The organism is Wolbachia endosymbiont (group B) of Ablattaria laevigata (assembly GCF_964277395.1).
Lineage (GTDB): Bacteria > Pseudomonadota > Alphaproteobacteria > Rickettsiales > Anaplasmataceae > Wolbachia.
In genome coordinates, this window is record NZ_OZ195519.1 from 909,932 (window position 1) to 929,477 (window position 19,546).

Below are 19,546 nucleotides of genomic sequence, written 5' to 3' on the forward strand. Positions count from 1 at the left end.
CTGTTCATAATCTTTTGAGGAGGAAAGAAGTAAAAGCAAATTTGTAGGCTAGTATTAAGTTTACGCTCGCAATTTTTCCAAAGTCGCCTACATTTTTCCAACCAGGCAAAAGATCTCTCACGTTAGCTAGTTGTTACTCTCTAATCCTGAAAATTGGCGTTCTATACTGTCTTAAACGTTTTATAAGCTCGTTTCAGCTTATGTAGGTAAAACCTAGAAATATTGTGAAGACATAAGGTGCACATAGTGCAAAAAATTAAAAATAAGACGCCAACTGTATAATACTTTTGTCGTTTAATCTGCACAGATTGAAGATAATAAAATACCTTCAGTCTTATGATAAGGAAAATATGTAAAGTAATCTTTTTCACCTCTGTGAGCTACTTGAATTAAAAAAGAAGAGATACTAACCTCTTGCATTCAAACTCACATAAATCATGAATTATGCATGTTTCACACGAAGGTTTTTGCGCTTTGCAAACATATCTATAGCTAACCCAAGAAAGATTTACCTGAATACTGAAAAACGGAATCAATGGCAGAACTAATATCTGGCCAAAAGGTTTGTAGAGCTTTCCTTATCGAATGTTTGATGGCAAACCAGAATTTCTCAATTGGATTTAAATCCGGCGAGTATGGGGGCAAGAACAAAATTTTACACCCAACATTTTCTATCAAATTTTTCGTTCTTGCAGATTTATGAAAGCTTGCATTATCGAGAATGACAGTTTGTCCAGGTTTTAATATAGGAACAAGTATATTTTCTACATAAGCATCAAAAATCTCGCTGTTGCAGTAGCCTTCAATTACCCAGAACTTTTCCTTCATTTAGTGCTCCAATTATGCTTACTCTTTTTCTTTTAAATCCTGGTTTATCAGCAAATAACCTTTTGCCTTTTAGAGACCACCCATATGCATAAAATTCGTTATCTTCTATGCCTGACTCATCTATAAATACAAACTTTCCTCGTTTATTTCTGCTACTTTTTTTATGAATTCTCCTCTTTTTTCTTCATCCCTTTCCTGATAGAGAAAAGTTTTTTTTATATGTATAGTTTACTTTGTTAAGGTAATTGTATACTGTGTTTTTGCACATATTACCAAATGCTTCTATTATCTTTTCAATTGTAATATCCGGATTCTCATTTAGAAATTTGGTAAATCTATCTATGTCTTTAATCTTATGACCATATCCTTTTTGATAACCTGAATATGGTTTTATGCTTCCTGTTTCTTCTTTCCTTTTCCTCCACAAATATATCGTTTTTATGCTTACTTTAAATACTTGACTAATTTTTTTTATTGTCATTGTTTTTTCACTTACTGCTTTGAGAACACGGTCTCTCAGATCCTCACTATATGGACTTGGCATCATTTTCCTTCTAATTATTTATTATTCCATTCTAACCCATTTCGCAATGCAGGTAAACCTTTCTTGGGTTAGCTATACCATGCAAAACTAGCCAATGATGAGCATAAAGTAGGTATTTTTTTGGCACTACATTCAAAAGAGACTGCTCTGTTTTAAGTACATCTTTTTCTTTCACAAGCCCAACTCTATTGCTCACTCTAAAAACGTGAGTATCAACTGCCAATGTTGGAATACCAAGCCCTGAATTTAAGAACACATTAGCGCTCTTTCTCCCAACCCCTGGTAAAGATACCAAATCATCGAAATTAGTAGGCACTTTGCTATTGTACCTCTCAATCAATATTTTACTGAGCCCGATTATATTTTTTGCTTTGGAATTATATAAACCAATACTGCTTATGCATTTTCTCAGCTCACTTTGCCCAAGATTCAACATTTTTTCTGGCGTATCAGCGATACTAAATAGCTCCTTTGTAATTTTATTAACACTTATATCGGTCGTCCGCGCTGACAGAACTATTGCAACTAATAACGTAAAATGATTGGTATAATTTAGCTCTATTTTTGGCGCAGGATTTGACTGTTGAAATTTTTCAAATATTAATTCTACTTTTTTTGAGTCCATGCATAGAGCTAAAAGCTTATACTATACTGTTTGCTGTGCAAATTCAATTGCTTGAGGATTAGATAGTCCTTCAGTATTAACATCAGACATATCAGTTTTTACCTCATCAAAATTCCTTTCAGCAAATTCGCTTGCCACTTCTGCAAAACACTTTCTAACAAGAGGCATAATTATCGGCATTAATAGCCTTCGTGGATCATACCGTCCTAACAGATCAGTCTCCTTTTGCACTCTATCTCTTGGATCTTCCTCTAATAAATCTTTTGCGTGCTTCTCGGCATATATTTCACAACCTTTTGAAAATGCAGGGCTAAATATCTCAGTAGCTAGCAGTGCTAACAATGACAAAGTACCAAATATTGTCACATCAACATAAAGACTATTAGAAATAAACCCTCTATCATTAAAGAAGTAAAAAAGATAGGCAAAGGGTAAAAAACACAAAGACTATAGCATAAGTAAATACAATTCATTCTACTTACATACTTGTCAGTAGAAATCTCATAGTTTTTATATTTTTTTCCGTAATGTTCTGTTAACAAAGCCAAAAACTGCACCATAATAGAATTTAATGCTACTAGTGGCAAGCATAAACACATCAAGGTATTACTGGCAATTAACCAAGTAGGCAAGAAATAATAACAATAACTTGCTTCAGCAAGAGCTAAAAGAAGTAAGGTATATACTTTAGCCTTAAAAATACTAGATAGCAAATCGTCTCTACGTTTTATAAACTTTTGCGCTAGTACTTGTTTGTCTTCCCTTATTAGACTCCTACACTTTTCTAAAGGAGAAATATAACTAAACAGTTGCATGTTAGGATTCAATAAGTGCTTATCGAGCTCATTTCTTACCTTTTTGACTTCATCATCGAAAAGTGAGCCACCTCTTGCCAAAGAACTTCTCTTATAAATTAATCTATCTTTGTGTTTCAAGTCTTCTTCTAGTGAGCTATTTTTCTTTTTCAATATGGAAGCAAGCTCAACAAAATTCTTTCCTATCACTTCCTCTTCAGTGATATTTAATTTTTCAAATAGTTTCTTCCTATAATGGAATTCACGCGCTGTTAAATGCCCATCACTTTCAGCATCAACACTAACTTTGACACAAGGATTTCCTGATTTTAAAGGTTCAATGTATTTTTTTAGCTCTTGATGAGCTTTACAAATTTGATTAAATCTATTTTTATCTCCACCCTTGTCAGGATGGTTTACAAGAATTAACTTCTTATGCTGCTTCTTCAAAATTGCGCTAAGCTCTTCATAATTCTTGTCTACAACTTGCTTAGCTTCTATTTCTAATATGTCGAACAGATTAGCATTATCACGAAACTCCTGATTAGTTAACTTAAAATGTTGACTCATTACTATTCCTCACATAAATATATCATATTTAGTGTTTTACGCAAACACAAAAACATTAAACAATAATCAGGAGAAAAAACCCTCTTTTCCATCATATAAATACAATTTATCCATTCTCACCACGTCAAAGCTATTTTCTTCAAGTTTGATTAGCAAGTTATTCACATCAATATTTGTAATAGCTTGCTTTTCATTATTTGCGATAAACCTGCAGGTTATTTGGTCACTTAAAGATTTTGAACTTCCTGGCCAAACTGCAAGACCCTTTGAGTATATTGCTATCATCTGCAGATTACTCGATTCTAATAATCCTACTATTTGATCAAAATTGTTGGATTTGTCCCAGGCAAGCGTTATATCACTACCCACTAGCTTTTTAACTTTGTAATCTTGTTCGTAATTGTCTTGTACTTTATTTATTTTACTATCCGAATCACTGCTAATTATAAGCTCAGATAACGTTGTGGGTTTTTTCCCTAGATTATCTATAACAGCTTTTGCAAATTCTTTTGTTCCAACCTTTTGTTTACTCTTTTTCTCCTTATATAAATCAGCGGTATGTACTCCATCTTCCAAAGTCTTGAGCCATGCATCATAGATTAGTTTTGCAGTACTCACTTGACCGATATAGACCAACATATGCACTGCAGCATTTAAAAGACCAGAAGGATTAGCTATGTTTTTTCCTGCAATATCAGGAGCAGAGCCGTGAACCGCTTCAAACATTGCATATTCATTACCTATATTGCTACTTCCTGCAAGCCCTACAGAACCTGAGGTTTGTGCCACTATATCTGATAATATGTCGCCATATAGATTTTCAGTTACTATAACATCGAAATTCTCGGGTTCTGTGGCAACACGTGCCATTCCAATATCAACTATATAATGTTCCGCCTTTATATCCGGATATTCTTTTGCAATACGATCAAACGCTGCATGAAAAGCGCCGTCAGTCATTTTCATTATGTTGTCTTTAGTCAGGCAAGTTACTTTCTTTCTGTTATGTTTTTTCGCATATTCAAAAGCGTACCTGCATATTTTTTCTGAGCCAGATCTAGTAATAATTTTAGTGCATTGGTACGAGTCACCAGTGAGCCTATGCTCTATTCCGGTGTAAACGTCCTCTTCATTTTCGCGTATTACAACAACATCAAATTTATCGAATTTATTTTCTATAACAGGGTGATACGAAATGCATGGTCTAATGTTTGCATACAGCCCTAAGTTCTTTCTGAGCGCAACGTTTAAGCTTTTGTGCCCTTTACCTTGAGGGGTTGTTGTTGGAGATTTGAGTAATATCTTTGTCCTTTCGATAGATTCCCAACCACTCGGAGAAATTCCATGAGACCATTCCTTACTATAAACACGCTCTCCTATTTCAATAATATCTATTGAGATCTCTGCTTTCGCTTCACGCAATATCGACAGCACCGCTTCCATAATTTCTGGTCCGATACCATCACCATACGCAACTGTGACTGATGTTGACATAACTTCCTTAACTGTAAATGATTTAATGTTAATTCAAATAATAAAGTGGGTCAATGTTGCTAAAATAGCATATTTACGGTTATTTAATAATGAACTTTTATGCTGGTTATAGCATTGCAAAATATGGAAAGTGTATGGATACTAAAATAAGTTATGCAGGGATTACAAGACGTATTTTTGCATTTGCAATCGATTATATTTTAGTACAGGGAATGGGGTTTGTTATCGGATTTATCATTGGATTTACTTTGGCATATTCTCTATCACTCAATGTAACTGAAATGTTTTTAGATAAAGCAGTAGCTATACAAGTAATAGGGTTGATATTGGAATTAATATTTTATGTATTTACGATAATAGAATTTGGTGGTACTCCAGGACAATTGTTACTTCGCATGCGTGTAAAAGACGAAAATACACTTGAAAAAATCACTCTAATACAAGCAATAAGCAGAACAGCAGTTTTTGGAGTATTATATTTTATAATCTGCTACACACTATTCAATATTTCTAGTCTATTCATAGTTGTATCAATCTTAATCATATTATTTGCAATCCTTGACCAGCGTAAACAATTTCTTCACGACAAAATTGCAAAAACAGTAGTAATAGACTATAAACCTAGTTGATATTTTTCTTTAGTTGTTACCACCAAGGGTGTTATTCCAGCGCGTGACCCACATCTGTACGAACATTGCAATTAGCAGGTAATTTGCATAATAGAGGGTGTCATTCCAGTGCTTGACACTGGAATCCAGTTTTCCATATAATCTCATCGAAAACGTTGTAACCACTTTCTATGCTAGTGTGCTTTCATCAACCTGGATCCCAGTGTCAGCTACTTTCATGACAAGAAAAGAAGCACTGGTTTCACATGAATCTGAACAGATATCATGTTTTTCTTTAGTTTACTGCTTACAAAGTGACTTTTTTTGTTTCTGCATGAGCTAAATTAACTACCAATATCATACCTGAAGAACCCACCTGACCATTCTAGAAAATTTAACGCTGAGTACACTTTACTTTTAGCTTCTTCCACAGTGTTTCCTTCTCCTACTATATTTAGCACTCTTCCGCCATCGGAAATCCAATTACCACTTTCATCCAACTTAGTACCAGCATGAAAAACTAGCACACCAGGAATGTTTTCAATTTTATCCAATCCTTTAATTACCTCTCCTTTTTGATAATCACCAGGATAGCCTTTACTTGCAACAACTACACAAACTGTAGTTTTGTGATTAAACTCCACCATTTTTGTATTTAACTTGCCTTCTGCAACTGACAACATCAACTTTAACAAATCACAATTTGGATCAAGTCTAGGTAAAATAGATTGTATTTCCGGATCCCCAAACCTAACATTATACTCAAGAAGCTTTGGACTATCTTTGCAAATCATTAAACCAGCAAAGAGTACGCCTTTATAGGATGTTCCCATGTTAGTCAGTGCTTGAATTGTAGGATATATTATTTTTTGGATAATTTTTTGCTCCATCTCCTTACTTATAATCGAAGGTGATGAGTATGACCCCATGCCTCCAGTATTTTGGCCCTCGTTATTTTCATCAACTTTCTTATAATCTCTTGCACAACCAAAGGTTACTACTTTCAACCCATCAATAAGAGCAAAAAAACTTACTTCCTCTCCAATTAAAAACTCTTCTATGATTATTTCTTCACCTGACTCACCAAGATTTTTCTCCACTAGCATTGAATCTATTGCTGAAAAAGCCTCATTTTCTGTGTGGCATATTATGACACCTTTCCCTGCTGCAATTCCATTTGCTTTAATTACAAGCGGCAATTTTATTTTATTACTACGGACAAAATTTTTAGCTAACCTTTCATCAATAAAACGTTCATATTTGGCGGTCGGTATACCATATTGTTTACATAGTTCCTTCGTAAAAGACTTTGATGCCTCAAGTTTTGCAGCTGCTTGACTTGGAGCAAAAACGTTTATCCCCTCCGCAGTTAAATCATCAGCAAGCCCATTAATTATCGGCTGCTCTGGACCAATAATCACTAGCTCTATATTTTCTTTCTTGCAAAATTGTGTAACATCCACTGAATCTTGAATATTTATATTCACAAGAACTCCAAAATTTTCCATGGCCGGGCGACCAGGAGTAACATATAACTTAGTCAAGGTAGGAGACTTCTTTAAAGCCCAAAGTAAAGCATGCTCACGCCCACCAGAACCTATAACCAGAACCTTCATCTTTATTTCCTCGCTTTTCTATATGTCAAAATTATTGTTTGCTTATAACAGTATCATTACTCATGTATCTTTGCAACACGTTTGGTATTGTAACTGACCCATCGGAATTTTGATAATTCTCCATTATGGCAACAATTGTTCTTCCTATGGCTAAAGCTGAGCCGTTTAAAGTGTGAACGTATTTTTTTGTTTTTCTGTCAGTTTCTAAGAAGTATTTAGTGTTCATTCTTCTTGCCTGGAACGTACCGCAATTTGAGCAGCTTGATATTTCTCTGTACTTATTTTGCTCAGGTAACCATACCTCTATATCATAAGTCTTTTGTGCAGCAAAGCCCATATCACCACTACAAAGCAGCATTATTCTATACGGTAGTTCTAATTTTTTTAATATTTCCTCAGCAGCATTTGTCATGCGTTCAAGCTCATCATTTGACTGGTCTTCAGTTGTGATGCTTACCAACTCCACTTTACCAAATTGGTGTTGCCTTATCATACCTCTTGTATCTCGTCCTGCGCTACCAGCTTCTTTACGAAAACATTCTGAATATGCAGTAAAACGAATAGGCAGTTCTTTTTCTTCTATTATTTTGTCAGCAACTAAATTTGTTAAAACTACTTCACTTGTGGGAATTAATCTTAATTTATCGGTAGTTAAATATGAATCATCAAAAAATTTTGGTAGTTGACCAACATTATACATCGCCCTATCCTTTACTAAAACTGGATGATGCACTTCAGTATAACCAAATTCATTAACATGTGTTTCCAGCATAAAATTTATTAATGCTCGTCCAAGCTTAGCTAACTGTCCTTTTAGTATTGTAAACCTTGATCCAGAAATTTTTGCTGCTTGTTCAAAATCCATCAAGCCTAACCTTTCTCCGAGTTCATAATGAAATTTTGGCATAAAACTAAATTGCCTTTTTTCTCCATATTTTCTGATTTCTACGTTGGAGCTCTCATCTTCACCTATTGGTACATCTTGCGCAGGAATATTCGGCAAGTTAGATAAAACATTCACTAACTTATTTTTTTCTGTTTGCTCCTTGAGGCTGATTGTCTCTATCTCACTTGTGATGCTTTTTGATAACTTTACTTGTTCTTCACATGGGCTTTTGTTCATTTTAAGCCTCTTTATTTCTTCCGTGACCTCGTTTCGTTGCTTATTTAAAGCTTGCAATTTAGTAGTCAGTGATCTTTTTTTATGGTCAATCTCTAATATTTCTTTTGCAGTAAATTCTTTCACCCCTCTGCTTTTTATTGCTTTTTCAAATCCTTTAGGGTTTTTGCGTATATGTTCTATATCATGCATATGTTGTGCTATTACTAACATCATTACTCTACTTCAAAAGCTTTGAATGCTCAATATTTTTACATATAAATGCTAATATTGATTTTACCTTCATAATTTGCTAGAATTAATAAACGTAAAATATAATATGTTAGGCGTCATAGAAAAATACGATGAATTTAAAGAGAGTACTCACTTCACCAAACTTAAAGCTGGTGGAAGATTTGCCATTTATGCGCTTGGTATATACTTAGCAGCTACAGTTACTATCGGCTGTTTGGGACTGATAGTGGGGTCTTTCCTCTTAACCTTACCACTTGCTATGCTCATCTCCAACCCTATAGCTTGGATCTTAATGGGAATAGTGCTTGCAGCGACATACAAGATGGTTATTGAACCTTTATTTTACTTGGTAAAAGGTTATGTTGATGAAAAAGGAACTGTAAAGGAAGAAAAGAGTCCAAAAGAGCAAAAATTCACAAGAAGTAAATCACTGGATAGTGGACTAGATACTATATCAAGACAAACAAATGATTCGGATCAGAGGGTACGTAGAAATTCCTATTCTCCATCTACAGATAGTGGTATTGTACCAGGAAGTGAACCTGCCTCAAGTAACAATAGTCGTAGAAATTCTAATGCTTCAGGAGATAGTGGTTTGGGTGGCAAAGAGTTTCATGAAAATTTACAAACTCTTATGCATCAGACAAATAGAGAAAATTACTATTACTGGCTACAAGAACATGATATTTCTCATATTGCAAGAGCTGTATATAACTATTCAGAAAATTCAAGTGGCAATGTAGTTTTTTGTATTCCTGGTGATGTGAGTACTTTAAACTCAAAACTGAAAGAGTATAAAATAGAACAAGGGAACACAAAAAAAATCTTTGCCTCGATTATTAATTTAGGAGGAAATCACTGGGTAACACTGATAGTCACATGTAATGGTAACAGACAATTTAGAGCTTATTATTGTGACTCATTTGGTAATAAATTACCAAATGAGGTTGAAGGAAAGGTAAAAGACGATATAAGTCTTGCTAATGAGATTGCTGAGAAGTGTCTAGTACCCTTAAATAATGAGGTGGGAAGTTTAATACGGAAAAGAGAAAATAATCCAGATAATGCTAGCCTTAAAGAAAAAAAAGATGATGTTGAAAAAACATTAGGTCATGCAAGAGAATATAGAAATAAGTTAGTTAGTAAGCCAATTGATACTAGTTATATAGTGGGCATATTGCAGGAAACCTTAGAGATAGGAAATGATAGCATAAAGAGTTCTGCGGTTGATCAGCAAAAAGATGGCTGTAATTGTGGAGTATTTGCTTTAGAAAATGCTCATAGGATTACGGAAATGCTCAACGAGGATAAATCATTTGATGAAATTGACAGAGAGTTATCAAAGTACAAGCCTAGGCCAGGACAATTGCACGAGAAGAGAAGAGAGTTCGCAAAAGCACTTATGGAGGATGAAGAGTGGAAAGAATCCATTGCTGAAGGTGGAATTTTACATGATACTATACAGCAGCTCATTTCTGAAGATAGTAAGAAAGAGGAGGCACAATCTACCATAAGTTCGATTATTCAAAATGTTACTACAACGTGTGCAAGACGTTTGGGCTTAAGTAATTAATCTATAAAATCTATGTCCCTACAAATAGGAAGTTTGACGATTGATTCTCCAGTTATTTTAGCGCCAATGTCTGGAGTGACTGACTATCCATTTAGGAGTATTGTAAAGAAACTTGGTGCAAGTTTGCTAGTCTCAGAAATGATTGCAAGCAGAGCTATGATCATGCAAACTCGCCAGAGCATGCAAAAAGCAAAAGTCGATGAACTAACCGCTGTACAACTTGCTGGTTGTGAGCCTGATGTTATGGCGGAAGCTGCAAAGTTAAATGAGGACATGGGTGCGAAAATCATAGATATAAATTTTGGTTGTCCAGTTAAAAAAGTTGTAAACGGTTACGCAGGATCAGCACTTATGCGTGATGAAAAAAAGGCTGCTGAGATAATAGAAGCTGTAGTCAAGGCAGTGAGTGTGCCAGTTACAGTAAAAATGCGTACTGGATGGAATGACGAAAATCGTAATGCTCCGCGCTTGGCAAAAATTGCAGAAGATTTGGGAGCAAAGATGATTACTGTACATGGAAGGACAAGGGCACAGCTTTATAATGGTCAAGCAGATTGGAAATTCGTTAGAAATGTTAAAGAGCAGGTAAAAATTCCAGTTATAGTAAATGGAGATATTAAGAGTTTGAATGATGTTCAAAGTGCACTTAAAGAATCTGGGGCAGATGGAGTAATGATAGGTCGTGGTGCTTACGGCAAACCTTGGCTGATTAATCAAGCAATAAACTTTTTGAGTGGAAATAAAGTTTCTGAGCCAACAGCCTCAGAGAGATTAAGCATAATACTCAAGCATTATGACAGTATTCTTGAGTACTATGGAAGCGATACAGGAATAAAGATGGCCCGCAAACATATAGGATGGTACAGTAGCGGGCTTTAAAACTCATCTGAATTTCGTGTAAGAGTAAATAACATAATAGACAGCACAGAGGTGAAAGAAAATATAATTGATTTTTTTAGTTAAAAACAGATTAAACATACTACCTCATTAGCTATATTCAATTTGACTGATCATAGTGCGATGCCACCACACTCTCTTCTTCATCAGAATGTAATTGATAACTATTATCACTCAGCAATTTTTCGTCATAAGTCTCAATATCAAAATATTTTTCATATTTATCTATATTTTCACAAAGCGAAAGTGCTTTCACCTTATTCATAATTAGACCCGTACCAGCAGGAATTAACCTTCCTACTATAACATTTTCTTTTAACCCACTCAAAGGATCACTCTTTCCGCAAAATGCTGCTTCCGTAAGTACTTTTGTTGTTTCTTGGAAAGAGGCAGCAGAAATAAAGGAATTAGTTTCAAGGCTTGCTCTAGTAATTCCCTGCAGAATAGGAAGATAATGAGCAGGTCGTTTTCCAGAGTTATTCATAGCATCATTTTCTCTATCAATTTCCAGCCTGTCGATATTTTCTCCAATTAAGTACATAGTATCACCAGGATCGGTAATTTCTACTTTTTGTAGCATTTGCTTTAAGATCACTTCTAAATGCTTGTTATCTATGCGCACACCTTGCAATCTATAAACTTGCTGTATTTCAGAAATCATATAGTGTGCTAACGCTTCTAACCCAAGCACACGTAGAATATCATGAAGATCAGGATCGCCATCCATCAATAAATCACCTTTACGCACAAAATCACCTTCATTGACTATTACATGCTTACTTCTTGATACTAAATACTCAACTTGAGAAGCTTGCTCATCTACAGGTTTAATTACTACACTGCGTTTTCCTCTACGGTCTTTTTCAGAGAACGTTACATAGCCATCTATTTCACTAACGATAGCATGCTCTTTAGGACGACGTGCTTCAAATAATTCTATAACCTTAGGCAAGCCACCAGTAATATCACGAGTTCTAACTGACTCTCTCGGCGTTCTTGTGATAACATCACCTGCATGAACCTTTTGGCCATCCTGTACATTAAGCACTGCACCAACTGGTATAAAGTAACATGCTTCCACACCACTTGAAAGTGTTATTACTTTTTCATTATCATCAAGCAGTGCAATACGAGGACGTAAATTAGCTACACCAGAGTGCAATTTCCAATCTTTTACTACTCTATTTGATATTCCTGTAGATTCATCCATCACTTCAGTGATTGAAATTCCATCTTTTAAATCCTGGTAAGATATTGTACCACTCTTTTCCGTAATAATAGGTAGTGTATACGGATCCCATTCCGCAACTTTATCACCAATTTTTACTAACTCACCCTCATTTACATAAAGTTTAGCACCATAAGGCACACTGTGCTTCAATTTTTCACTACCAAGGCTATCAATTAAAACGACTTCACAGGAACGGCTTATCACAATTTTATTTCCGTTTTTATCTATAATTATATTACTATTGTTTAGTTTTATTCTAGCATTAATAGAAGCTATAATATTTGAGGATTCAACACCTCTAGTCATTACCCCACCTATATGGAAAGTACGCATCGTTAACTGAGTACCTGGCTCTCCAACAGATTGAGCAGCGATAACACCAACTGCTTCACCTATTGAAACAATTTTACCAGTTGCAAGGTCTCTTCCATAACACAAAGAACACACACCAGGACTTATTTCACAAGTTAAAGGCGATCTAATTTTTATAGCATCAAGACCTGCAATGTTGATTTGCTTTACTTTATCTTCATCAATTAATTCCCCTGCTTTTAATAATAACTCTTTAGTTACTGGGTTATATATATCATTTGCAGCTGTTCTACCCAGTACAACACTCTCTAGAGATGCAACTATAGTACTACCTTCAACTATAGCTCTTACAATAAGGCCATTTTTCGTTTTACAGTCATGTTTTGTAACTATGCAATTTTGAGATACATCAACCAAGCGACGAGCTAAGTATCCAGAGTTTGCAGTTTTAAGTGCAGTATCAGCTAAACCTTTACGCGCACCGTGAGTAGAATTAAAGTATTCAAATACATTTAATCCTTCGCGAAAATTAGAAATTATAGGTGTTTCTATAATTTCACCAGAAGGTTTGGTCATTAACCCTCGCATTCCTGCTAACTGCTTCATCTGGGAAGTAGAACCTCTTGCACCTGAGCTAACCATCATATATATTGAATTGTACTTACTATTTTCATCATACACAGATATCGCTTTTAACATATCATTCGCTATTATATCTGTGCACTTAGACCACTCATCTATAACTTTATTATACCTCTCACTTTTAGTGATTAGTCCGTCTTGATACTGTGCAGAAAATTTCTTAATTTCACCCCTTGTATAATCAACGTGTGTAGCTTTAGTTTCAGGTATGACCATATCGCAACGACTAAAAGAAGTACCAGAAAATGTAGCATACTCAAAGCCAAGTGTCATCAATTTATCAGAAAATACCACTGTAGCACTTTGACCGCAGCTACGATATACTAAATCAACAATACTAGTTATTTCCTTAACTGTTAATACCTGATTTATTAAATCGAAGCTTAGATTCTCATGTTTAGGAAAAATCTGCCATAATATTAAACGTCCAGGAGTTGTACAAATAGTTTTATACTGAATGTTTCCATCGCTATTGATGTGTTCCATTTTGTACTTTATATGAGAATGAATATGCAGAGTACCGTTGTTTAAGGAATGCTCAACTTCACAAAAAGCACAAAAAAGTGGTAAATCATCCTTCTTAAGTTGCTGTAAAGTTAGGTAGTATATACCAAGCACTATATCTTTACTAGGAACTATAATCGGTCTTCCATTAGAAGGACTTAAAACGTTATTAATTGACATCATCAACACTCTAGCTTCAAGTTGAGCTTCCAATGAAATTGGCACATGTACTGCCATTTGATCACCATCAAAGTCAGCGTTAAATGCTGTACAAACAAGTGGATGAAGCTGTATTGCTTTACCTTCAATAAGGACTGGCTCAAAAGCCTGAATACCAAGCCTGTGTAGTGTAGGCGCTCTATTTAGTAAAACAGGATGCTCTTTTATTACTTCTTCAAGCATATCCCAGACTTCTGGCTTTTCTGCTCTTATTAACTTACTAGCAAATTTAATAGTTGGAGCGATTCCATATATTTTAAGCCTTGAGTAAACAAAAGGCTTGAATAACTCAAGAGCCATTCTTTTCGGTAATCCACACTGATTTAGTTTTAAAGTTGGACCAACAACTATTACAGAACGTCCAGAATAATCTACCCTTTTTCCTAAAAGATTCTGACGGAAACGACCTTGCTTTCCTTTCAGCATATCGCTAATAGACTTTTTATACCCAGTAGCGCCAGCTTTATTTACCAGAGCATTACGACGACTATTATCAAAAAGAGAATCAACTGCCTCTTGTAACATTCTTTTCTCATTACGAATCATAATCTCAGGAGGATTCAAACTTAACAATTTTCTCAATCTATTATTTCTATTAATAATAGTTCTATAATGATGATTTAAATCAGAAACTGCAGGTCGACCACTTTCAAGCGATACCAAGGGACGCAAGTCAGGTGGTAAAATAGGTATAGCTGTAAGTATCATCCACTCAGGTCTGTTTCCAGACTTGATAAAATTTTCAACAATACGTAATCTCTTTATAATTTTCTTTCTTCTCATTTCAGAAGCAACAGACTCTAACTCCTGTCTTAAATTCTTCCTAATTTCATGTAAATCAAGGCGTATTAGCAATTCTCTTATAGCTTCAACACCTTGCATAGCTATAAAGCTATCGACCCCATAGCTATCTTTAGCTTCATTATAAGCTTTCTCACTAATAATTTCACCTTTTTCAAAAGAGGAAACAAGAGGATCTATTACAACATAATTATCACTATATAAAATACTTTCGATATCTCTAAGAGACATATCTAATAATGCTCCAATTCTTGAAGGAAGTGACTTCAAAAACCATATATGAGCAACAGGAGATGCAAGCTCTATATGACCCATTCTTTCTCTTCTTACTTTAGAAGATGTAACTTCTACTCCACATTTTTCGCATATACGGCCCCTATGTCTTCTTTTTTTGTACTTTCCACATAAACATTCATCATCATTGACAGGACCAAAAATTTTAGGACAAAATAATCCACCTTTCTCAACTTTGAATGTACGGTAGTTTGCAGTTGAAACATCTGTTATCTCTCCATAAGACATACGTTTAATACTTTCAGGGCTAGCAATGGAAATGCTAACCTCATTAAAAGATTGTGCGATATTAGTGTGAGATATATCTTCAATTACTATGTCATTTTGCTTCAAATCCACATTAAAACACAAGGAACGCAACTCTTTTATCATGACATTAAAGGATTCAGGAATTCCACATTCAAAGTTACTGTCACCTTTTATTACCGATTCATAAATCTTAACCCTGCCATTAATGTCATCAGACTTCACAGTTAACATTTCCTGCAAAGTGTAAGCAGCACCGTAGGCTTGCAGTGCCCAACATTCCATTTCACCAAAACGCTGACCACCAAAATGAGACTTTCCTCCAAGAGGTTGTTGAGTAACCAAACTATAAGGTCCTACTGAACGCGCATGAATTTTACCATCTACTAAGTGATGCAACTTAAGCATGTACATGTAACCAACTGTAACTTTGCGATCAAACTTCTCACCCGAACAACCATCATATAATACAACTTGCCCAGAGTTATCCAATCCAGCAAGTTCAAATAGCTTTACTATTTGTTCATCTTTTGGGCCTTCAAATACAGGTGCAGTAACAGGAATGCCATCACGCAACTTATACGCAAATTCAATGAGGTGATTATCATTAATATCGCGAATGTTATTACAAATAGATAAATTACTGCCACAACTATAAACCTCAATCAGGAAGTGACGTAAACTACTGTGTGCATCTTTACAAGAGTTGAAATAATTCTCTACTAATGTAGTCAATTCATTATTTAGTTCATCCTTATTAGGCGTATCTAAAATAGAAGCCGTTATTTCATCATCATTAATATCCTCAAATTTTTTATTATCAAGATATAATGCTGCAAATTTTTCAAAATCATCATTACTGAGAGATCTAATTGCCTCACAAAAAGCACGTTTGATTTTATTGATCTCATCAAGAATATTGCCTACTTTTTCTCCTAATTTTTTACAAGCCCAACCTACATGCGTTTCCAATATTTGACCTACATTCATTCGCGAAGGAACGCCAAGAGGGTTAAGAATAATATCAATAGGAGTACCATCTTCTAAATAAGGCATATCTTCTACTGGAACAACTCGAGAAATCACACCTTTATTTCCATGTCTACCAGCCATTTTATCCCCTGGCTGCAAACTATGTTTTACAGCAATAAAAACTTTTACTGACATCGACACACCTTGAGGCAGATCATAACCTTCATGCAATTTTTCTACTTTTCGCTTAAAGTTTGTTATTGCATGTGATACTTTTTCATCAAAATCTTTTTTTAAGCTCTCAACTTGCTTAGAAATAGATTGGTTTTTCAATCCTATATCCCACCATCCCTCACGTTCAATAAAATTAATACTTTCTTGATCTTGAGAGCCAGAATTAATAAGAATTTTTCTTAATTCATCATAGAAATATTGATTAATAACATTGATTATATGGTCTCGTTCTTTCTCAAAATCATTTACCTCTTTTTGCTTAATAAGAAACGCCCTTTCGTTTTCTTCTTCCCCTCTGCGTGTAAAGACCTGCACATCAATCACTATCCCTTCAATATCTGGAGATGTATATAAAGAGGAATCCACACAATCAAATGACTTTTCACCAAAAATTGTCATTAACAATTTTGTCTCAGGAGGCAATGAAAGAGAATGCTTAGGTGTAACTTTCCCCACCAAAATATAACCTGGACTAACTCTTGTACCAACCTTTACTATACCACTATCATCCAAGTGATAAAGATTTTCTTCATTAACACCGGGTATGGCACGAGTTATTTTTTCCGACCCTAAAGGAGTGTCATGTACAACACATTCAAATTCTTCTATATGAATAGAAGTAAATAGATCTTTTTTAACAACTTCACTAGAAATAATGATTGAGTCTTCAAAATTATAACCTTGCCAAGACATAAAAGCGACTAGCAAGTTTTGGCCAAGTGCCAATTCACCGTTATTAATAGCAGGACCATCAGCTATCACATCACCTTCCTTAACACAATCACCTACATGCACCAGTGGTTTCTGGTTAATACAAGTATTATGGTTAGAACGCTGAAATTTTCTTAGATGATAAATATCTACATCCAAGTAGTTAATTCCTCCTTTGTCAAAAGCACGTATAACTATAGAGTTACTATCTGAGCTGTCAACTATGCCACCACGTTTTGCTAAAACTACAGCACCAGAGCCAGAAGCTACGAAAGATTCCATGCCAGTAGCAACCAAAGGAGCAGTAGGCTTCAATAAAGGTACAGCTTGACGCTGCATATTTGAACCCATTAACGCTCTATTAGCATCATCATTTTCTAAAAATGGAATTAAAGAAGCAGCAACCGATATTACCTGCTTAGGAGATAAATCAATGTAACTTACTTGATTACTATTTACCATTACAAAGGTACCAGCATACCTACAGTATAACATATCATCAACAAAGCAGTTGTTCTCATCAAGCTTTGCGCTGGTATCGGCTATATAATATAAACCTTCATCTATAGCAGACAGATACTCAATTTGATCAGTAACAACCTTATTAACTACTTTCCTATAAGGACTTTCAATGAACCCATATTTATTAATACGAGCGTATATAGCTAAGCTATTAATTAAGCCTATATTCTGCCCCTCAGGAGTTTCAATAGGGCAAATTCTTCCGTAATGAGTTGGATGAACATCACGCACTTCAAATCCCGCCCTCTCTCTTGTTAAACCACCAGGACCTAACGCTGACAACCTTCTTTTATGTGTTATTTCAGATAATGGATTAGTCTGATCCATAAATTGAGATAATTGGGAAGAGTTGAAAAAATCTCTTAAGACATTGGTTAACACTTTTGGATTTATAAAATCAGATGGAGAGACTTTATCTAAACTAGAAGTAGACATAGAATCAACTACTGCCCGTCCCAATTTTAATAATCCAGTTCTAAATTGATTTTCTATAAACTCTCCAACTGAACGGACTCTTCTATTTGCTAAATGATCAATATCATCTACAGATCCTTGACCATCACGTAACAATACTATTTTTCTTATAATTTCAATAATGTCTTCATGTGTTAAAGTAGTTAAATTTTCCTCATAATTTAACCCAAGGCAAGAGTTAAGTTTTAATCTACCAATGTTAGACAAATCATAATATTCCGAACTGAAGAAAAGATTACGAAAAAACTCCTCTACTATCTTTAAAACAGGAACTTCACCAGGACGCAAAACCTTATATATTTCATATAGAGCGTTCTCATAAGACATGTTTTCATCTAAGAAAAGTGTGTTTAATATGTAAGGTCCAACAGAAACATTATCTATGTTCAACACTGATATTTTATCTATAGATAATAATTCAAGCTTTTTTATATCCTCTAATTTTATAGATTCACCAGCAGATAAGACTTTTGTAGAACTAGCACTATCTATTAAATCTTCTGCAAGAAATAAACCACATATAGAATCATAAGGAATTAGATACTCTTTCAATCCGTTATCATATAGATTTTTAGCTAATTTTGAAGTAATACGAACATTAGCTTTAAGTAACACATTGCCTTCAACATTCTTTAAATCAAAAGGAAGCCTCACTCCCTTGAATTTATCAGGGGAAAAAGGTACTCTCCAGCCACTTTTATGTTTTATATACTCTATTTTTTCATAAAATTTATTAAGTATGTCATTATTCGATAAGCCCAAAGCCTTTAATAAAACTGATATTGGCAACTTTCTCTTTCTATCAATACGAAAATACAAATGATCTTTAACATCAAACTCAATATCAAGCCAAGAACCTCTATAAGGAATAACTCTAGCAGAATAGATCAATTTGCCAGAATTGTAAGTTTTTCCCTTATCACTATCAAAAAAGACTCCAGGAGATCTATGCATTTGTGAAACGATAACTTTCTCTACGCCATTGATGATGAAAGTACCTTTATCAGTCATCATAGGCAGTTCACAAAAGCGAACCTCCTGCTCTTCAGCAGATTTTATAACAGTTGCAAGCTTAGAATGATCATCATCTTCTTTAATCTCTTGATATTTTTCAAGAGAAACACCATCCTGCATAATAACAAGACGTATAGAAGCAATAACCTGAGCAGAAAAAGTTATACCACGTTTTATACATTCAGACTCACTATACTTAAGATCATCTACCCTACAATTCAAAAATTCGATAGTAGCCCTATGCAAAGGATCAGATATTGGAAAAATTGTATGAAAGATAGCTTCAAGTCTTTCATTACTCTCATTATTAGGAGTAAAGGAATTATATGACCCCTTTTGGACTTTAACCAAATCCAACAAAGAATCTTTTAAATCAATCGACCTGGAATAAGAAACTCTAGGAACAAAAGCACTAGAAGCACACATATAAGAAGAATCAACCATTAAAATACCTTCACTAATTAAAA

At 34.7% G+C, this 19,546-nt stretch carries 10 protein-coding genes and 4 pseudogenes; 3 read left to right on the forward strand and 11 right to left on the reverse strand.

Annotated elements, in window-relative coordinates:
* Window positions 1-4: 4 nt before the first annotated feature.
* The 8 genes and pseudogenes from ACICP1_RS04270 to icd form a co-directional block, all read right to left on the reverse strand.
* A pseudogene (locus ACICP1_RS04270) lies at window positions 5-119 on the reverse strand (IS5/IS1182 family transposase); the annotation flags it as partial.
* 270 nt (window positions 120-389) lie between these two features.
* Window positions 390-488, reverse strand: a pseudogene (locus ACICP1_RS04275) (endonuclease III); the annotation flags it as partial.
* Between the two features lie 4 nt (window positions 489-492).
* A pseudogene (locus tag ACICP1_RS04280) lies at window positions 493-997 on the reverse strand (IS630 family transposase).
* Between the two features lie 15 nt (window positions 998-1,012).
* On the reverse strand, window positions 1,013-1,375 hold the full coding sequence (locus ACICP1_RS04285; RefSeq protein WP_395461142.1) for a transposase: 363 nt from the start codon (window positions 1,373-1,375) through the stop codon (window positions 1,013-1,015).
* Between the two features lie 28 nt (window positions 1,376-1,403).
* Window positions 1,404-1,997 (reverse strand): endonuclease III, encoded by a 594-nt coding sequence (nth, locus tag ACICP1_RS04290; RefSeq protein ID WP_395461143.1) that lies wholly within the window; start codon window positions 1,995-1,997, stop codon window positions 1,404-1,406.
* 21 nt (window positions 1,998-2,018) lie between these two features.
* Window positions 2,019-2,363 carry a hypothetical protein gene (locus ACICP1_RS04295; RefSeq protein ID WP_395461144.1) on the reverse strand — a complete coding sequence of 115 codons (345 nt, stop codon included), beginning with the start codon at window positions 2,361-2,363 and terminating at the stop codon, window positions 2,019-2,021.
* Complete coding sequence (locus tag ACICP1_RS04300; RefSeq protein WP_395461145.1) at window positions 2,360-3,361, reverse strand: molecular chaperone DnaJ; 1,002 nt, start codon at window positions 3,359-3,361, stop codon at window positions 2,360-2,362. The genes ACICP1_RS04295 and ACICP1_RS04300 overlap by 4 nt, the downstream gene beginning before the upstream one ends.
* Window positions 3,362-3,427: 66 nt before the next feature.
* Entirely contained in the window at window positions 3,428-4,855 is a 1,428-nt protein-coding gene (icd, locus tag ACICP1_RS04305; RefSeq protein ID WP_395461146.1) for an isocitrate dehydrogenase, read from the reverse strand.
* A gap of 89 nt (window positions 4,856-4,944) precedes the next feature.
* On the opposite strand from icd, the gene ACICP1_RS04310 reads away from it, so the two are divergent.
* Window positions 4,945-5,484, forward strand: a complete 540-nt coding sequence (locus ACICP1_RS04310) for an RDD family protein (protein WP_264374984.1) — start codon at window positions 4,945-4,947, stop codon at window positions 5,482-5,484.
* Window positions 5,485-5,807: 323 nt separating this feature from the next.
* Here ACICP1_RS04310 and purD read toward each other — a convergent pair whose 3' ends face one another.
* Both purD and serS read right to left on the reverse strand, forming a co-directional pair.
* Window positions 5,808-7,079, reverse strand: a complete 1,272-nt coding sequence (gene purD / locus ACICP1_RS04315) for a phosphoribosylamine--glycine ligase (RefSeq protein ID WP_265014690.1) — start codon at window positions 7,077-7,079, stop codon at window positions 5,808-5,810.
* Window positions 7,080-7,110: 31 nt separating this feature from the next.
* Window positions 7,111-8,391 carry a serine--tRNA ligase gene (serS, locus tag ACICP1_RS04320; RefSeq protein ID WP_264377549.1) on the reverse strand — a complete coding sequence of 427 codons (1,281 nt, stop codon included), beginning with the start codon at window positions 8,389-8,391 and terminating at the stop codon, window positions 7,111-7,113.
* 127 nt (window positions 8,392-8,518) lie between these two features.
* Here serS and ACICP1_RS04325 point away from each other — a divergent pair, with 127 nt between their 5' ends.
* On the forward strand, window positions 8,519-10,006 hold the full coding sequence (locus ACICP1_RS04325) for a hypothetical protein (protein ID WP_395461147.1): 1,488 nt from the start codon (window positions 8,519-8,521) through the stop codon (window positions 10,004-10,006).
* A 12-nt stretch (window positions 10,007-10,018) separates the two neighbouring features.
* Window positions 10,019-10,969: pseudogene (gene dusB / locus ACICP1_RS04330) on the forward strand (tRNA dihydrouridine synthase DusB).
* Window positions 10,970-11,003: 34 nt separating this feature from the next.
* On the opposite strand, the gene ACICP1_RS04335 reads toward dusB, so the two are convergent.
* The gene (locus tag ACICP1_RS04335) at window positions 11,004-19,523 is read right to left on the reverse strand and encodes a DNA-directed RNA polymerase subunit beta/beta' (protein WP_395461148.1); all 8,520 of its coding nucleotides are present in this window, start codon (window positions 19,521-19,523) and stop codon (window positions 11,004-11,006) included.
* Window positions 19,524-19,546: the final 23 nt, after the last annotated feature.

Coding starts and splice junctions, on each gene's coding strand:
- ACICP1_RS04285 (WP_395461142.1), bottom strand. CDS start 1,375: ATGATGCCAAGTCCATATAGTGAGGATCTGAGAGACCGTGTTCTCAAA.
- ACICP1_RS04335 (WP_395461148.1), bottom strand. CDS start 19,523: ATGGTTGATTCTTCTTATATGTGTGCTTCTAGTGCTTTTGTTCCTAGA.
- icd (WP_395461146.1), bottom strand. CDS start 4,855: ATGTCAACATCAGTCACAGTTGCGTATGGTGATGGTATCGGACCAGAA.
- ACICP1_RS04300 (WP_395461145.1), bottom strand. CDS start 3,361: ATGAGTCAACATTTTAAGTTAACTAATCAGGAGTTTCGTGATAATGCT.
- serS (WP_264377549.1), bottom strand. CDS start 8,391: ATGCATGATATAGAACATATACGCAAAAACCCTAAAGGATTTGAAAAA.
- purD (WP_265014690.1), bottom strand. CDS start 7,079: ATGAAGGTTCTGGTTATAGGTTCTGGTGGGCGTGAGCATGCTTTACTT.
- ACICP1_RS04325 (WP_395461147.1), top strand. CDS start 8,519: ATGTTAGGCGTCATAGAAAAATACGATGAATTTAAAGAGAGTACTCAC.
- ACICP1_RS04310 (WP_264374984.1), top strand. CDS start 4,945: ATGAACTTTTATGCTGGTTATAGCATTGCAAAATATGGAAAGTGTATG.
- nth (WP_395461143.1), bottom strand. CDS start 1,997: ATGGACTCAAAAAAAGTAGAATTAATATTTGAAAAATTTCAACAGTCA.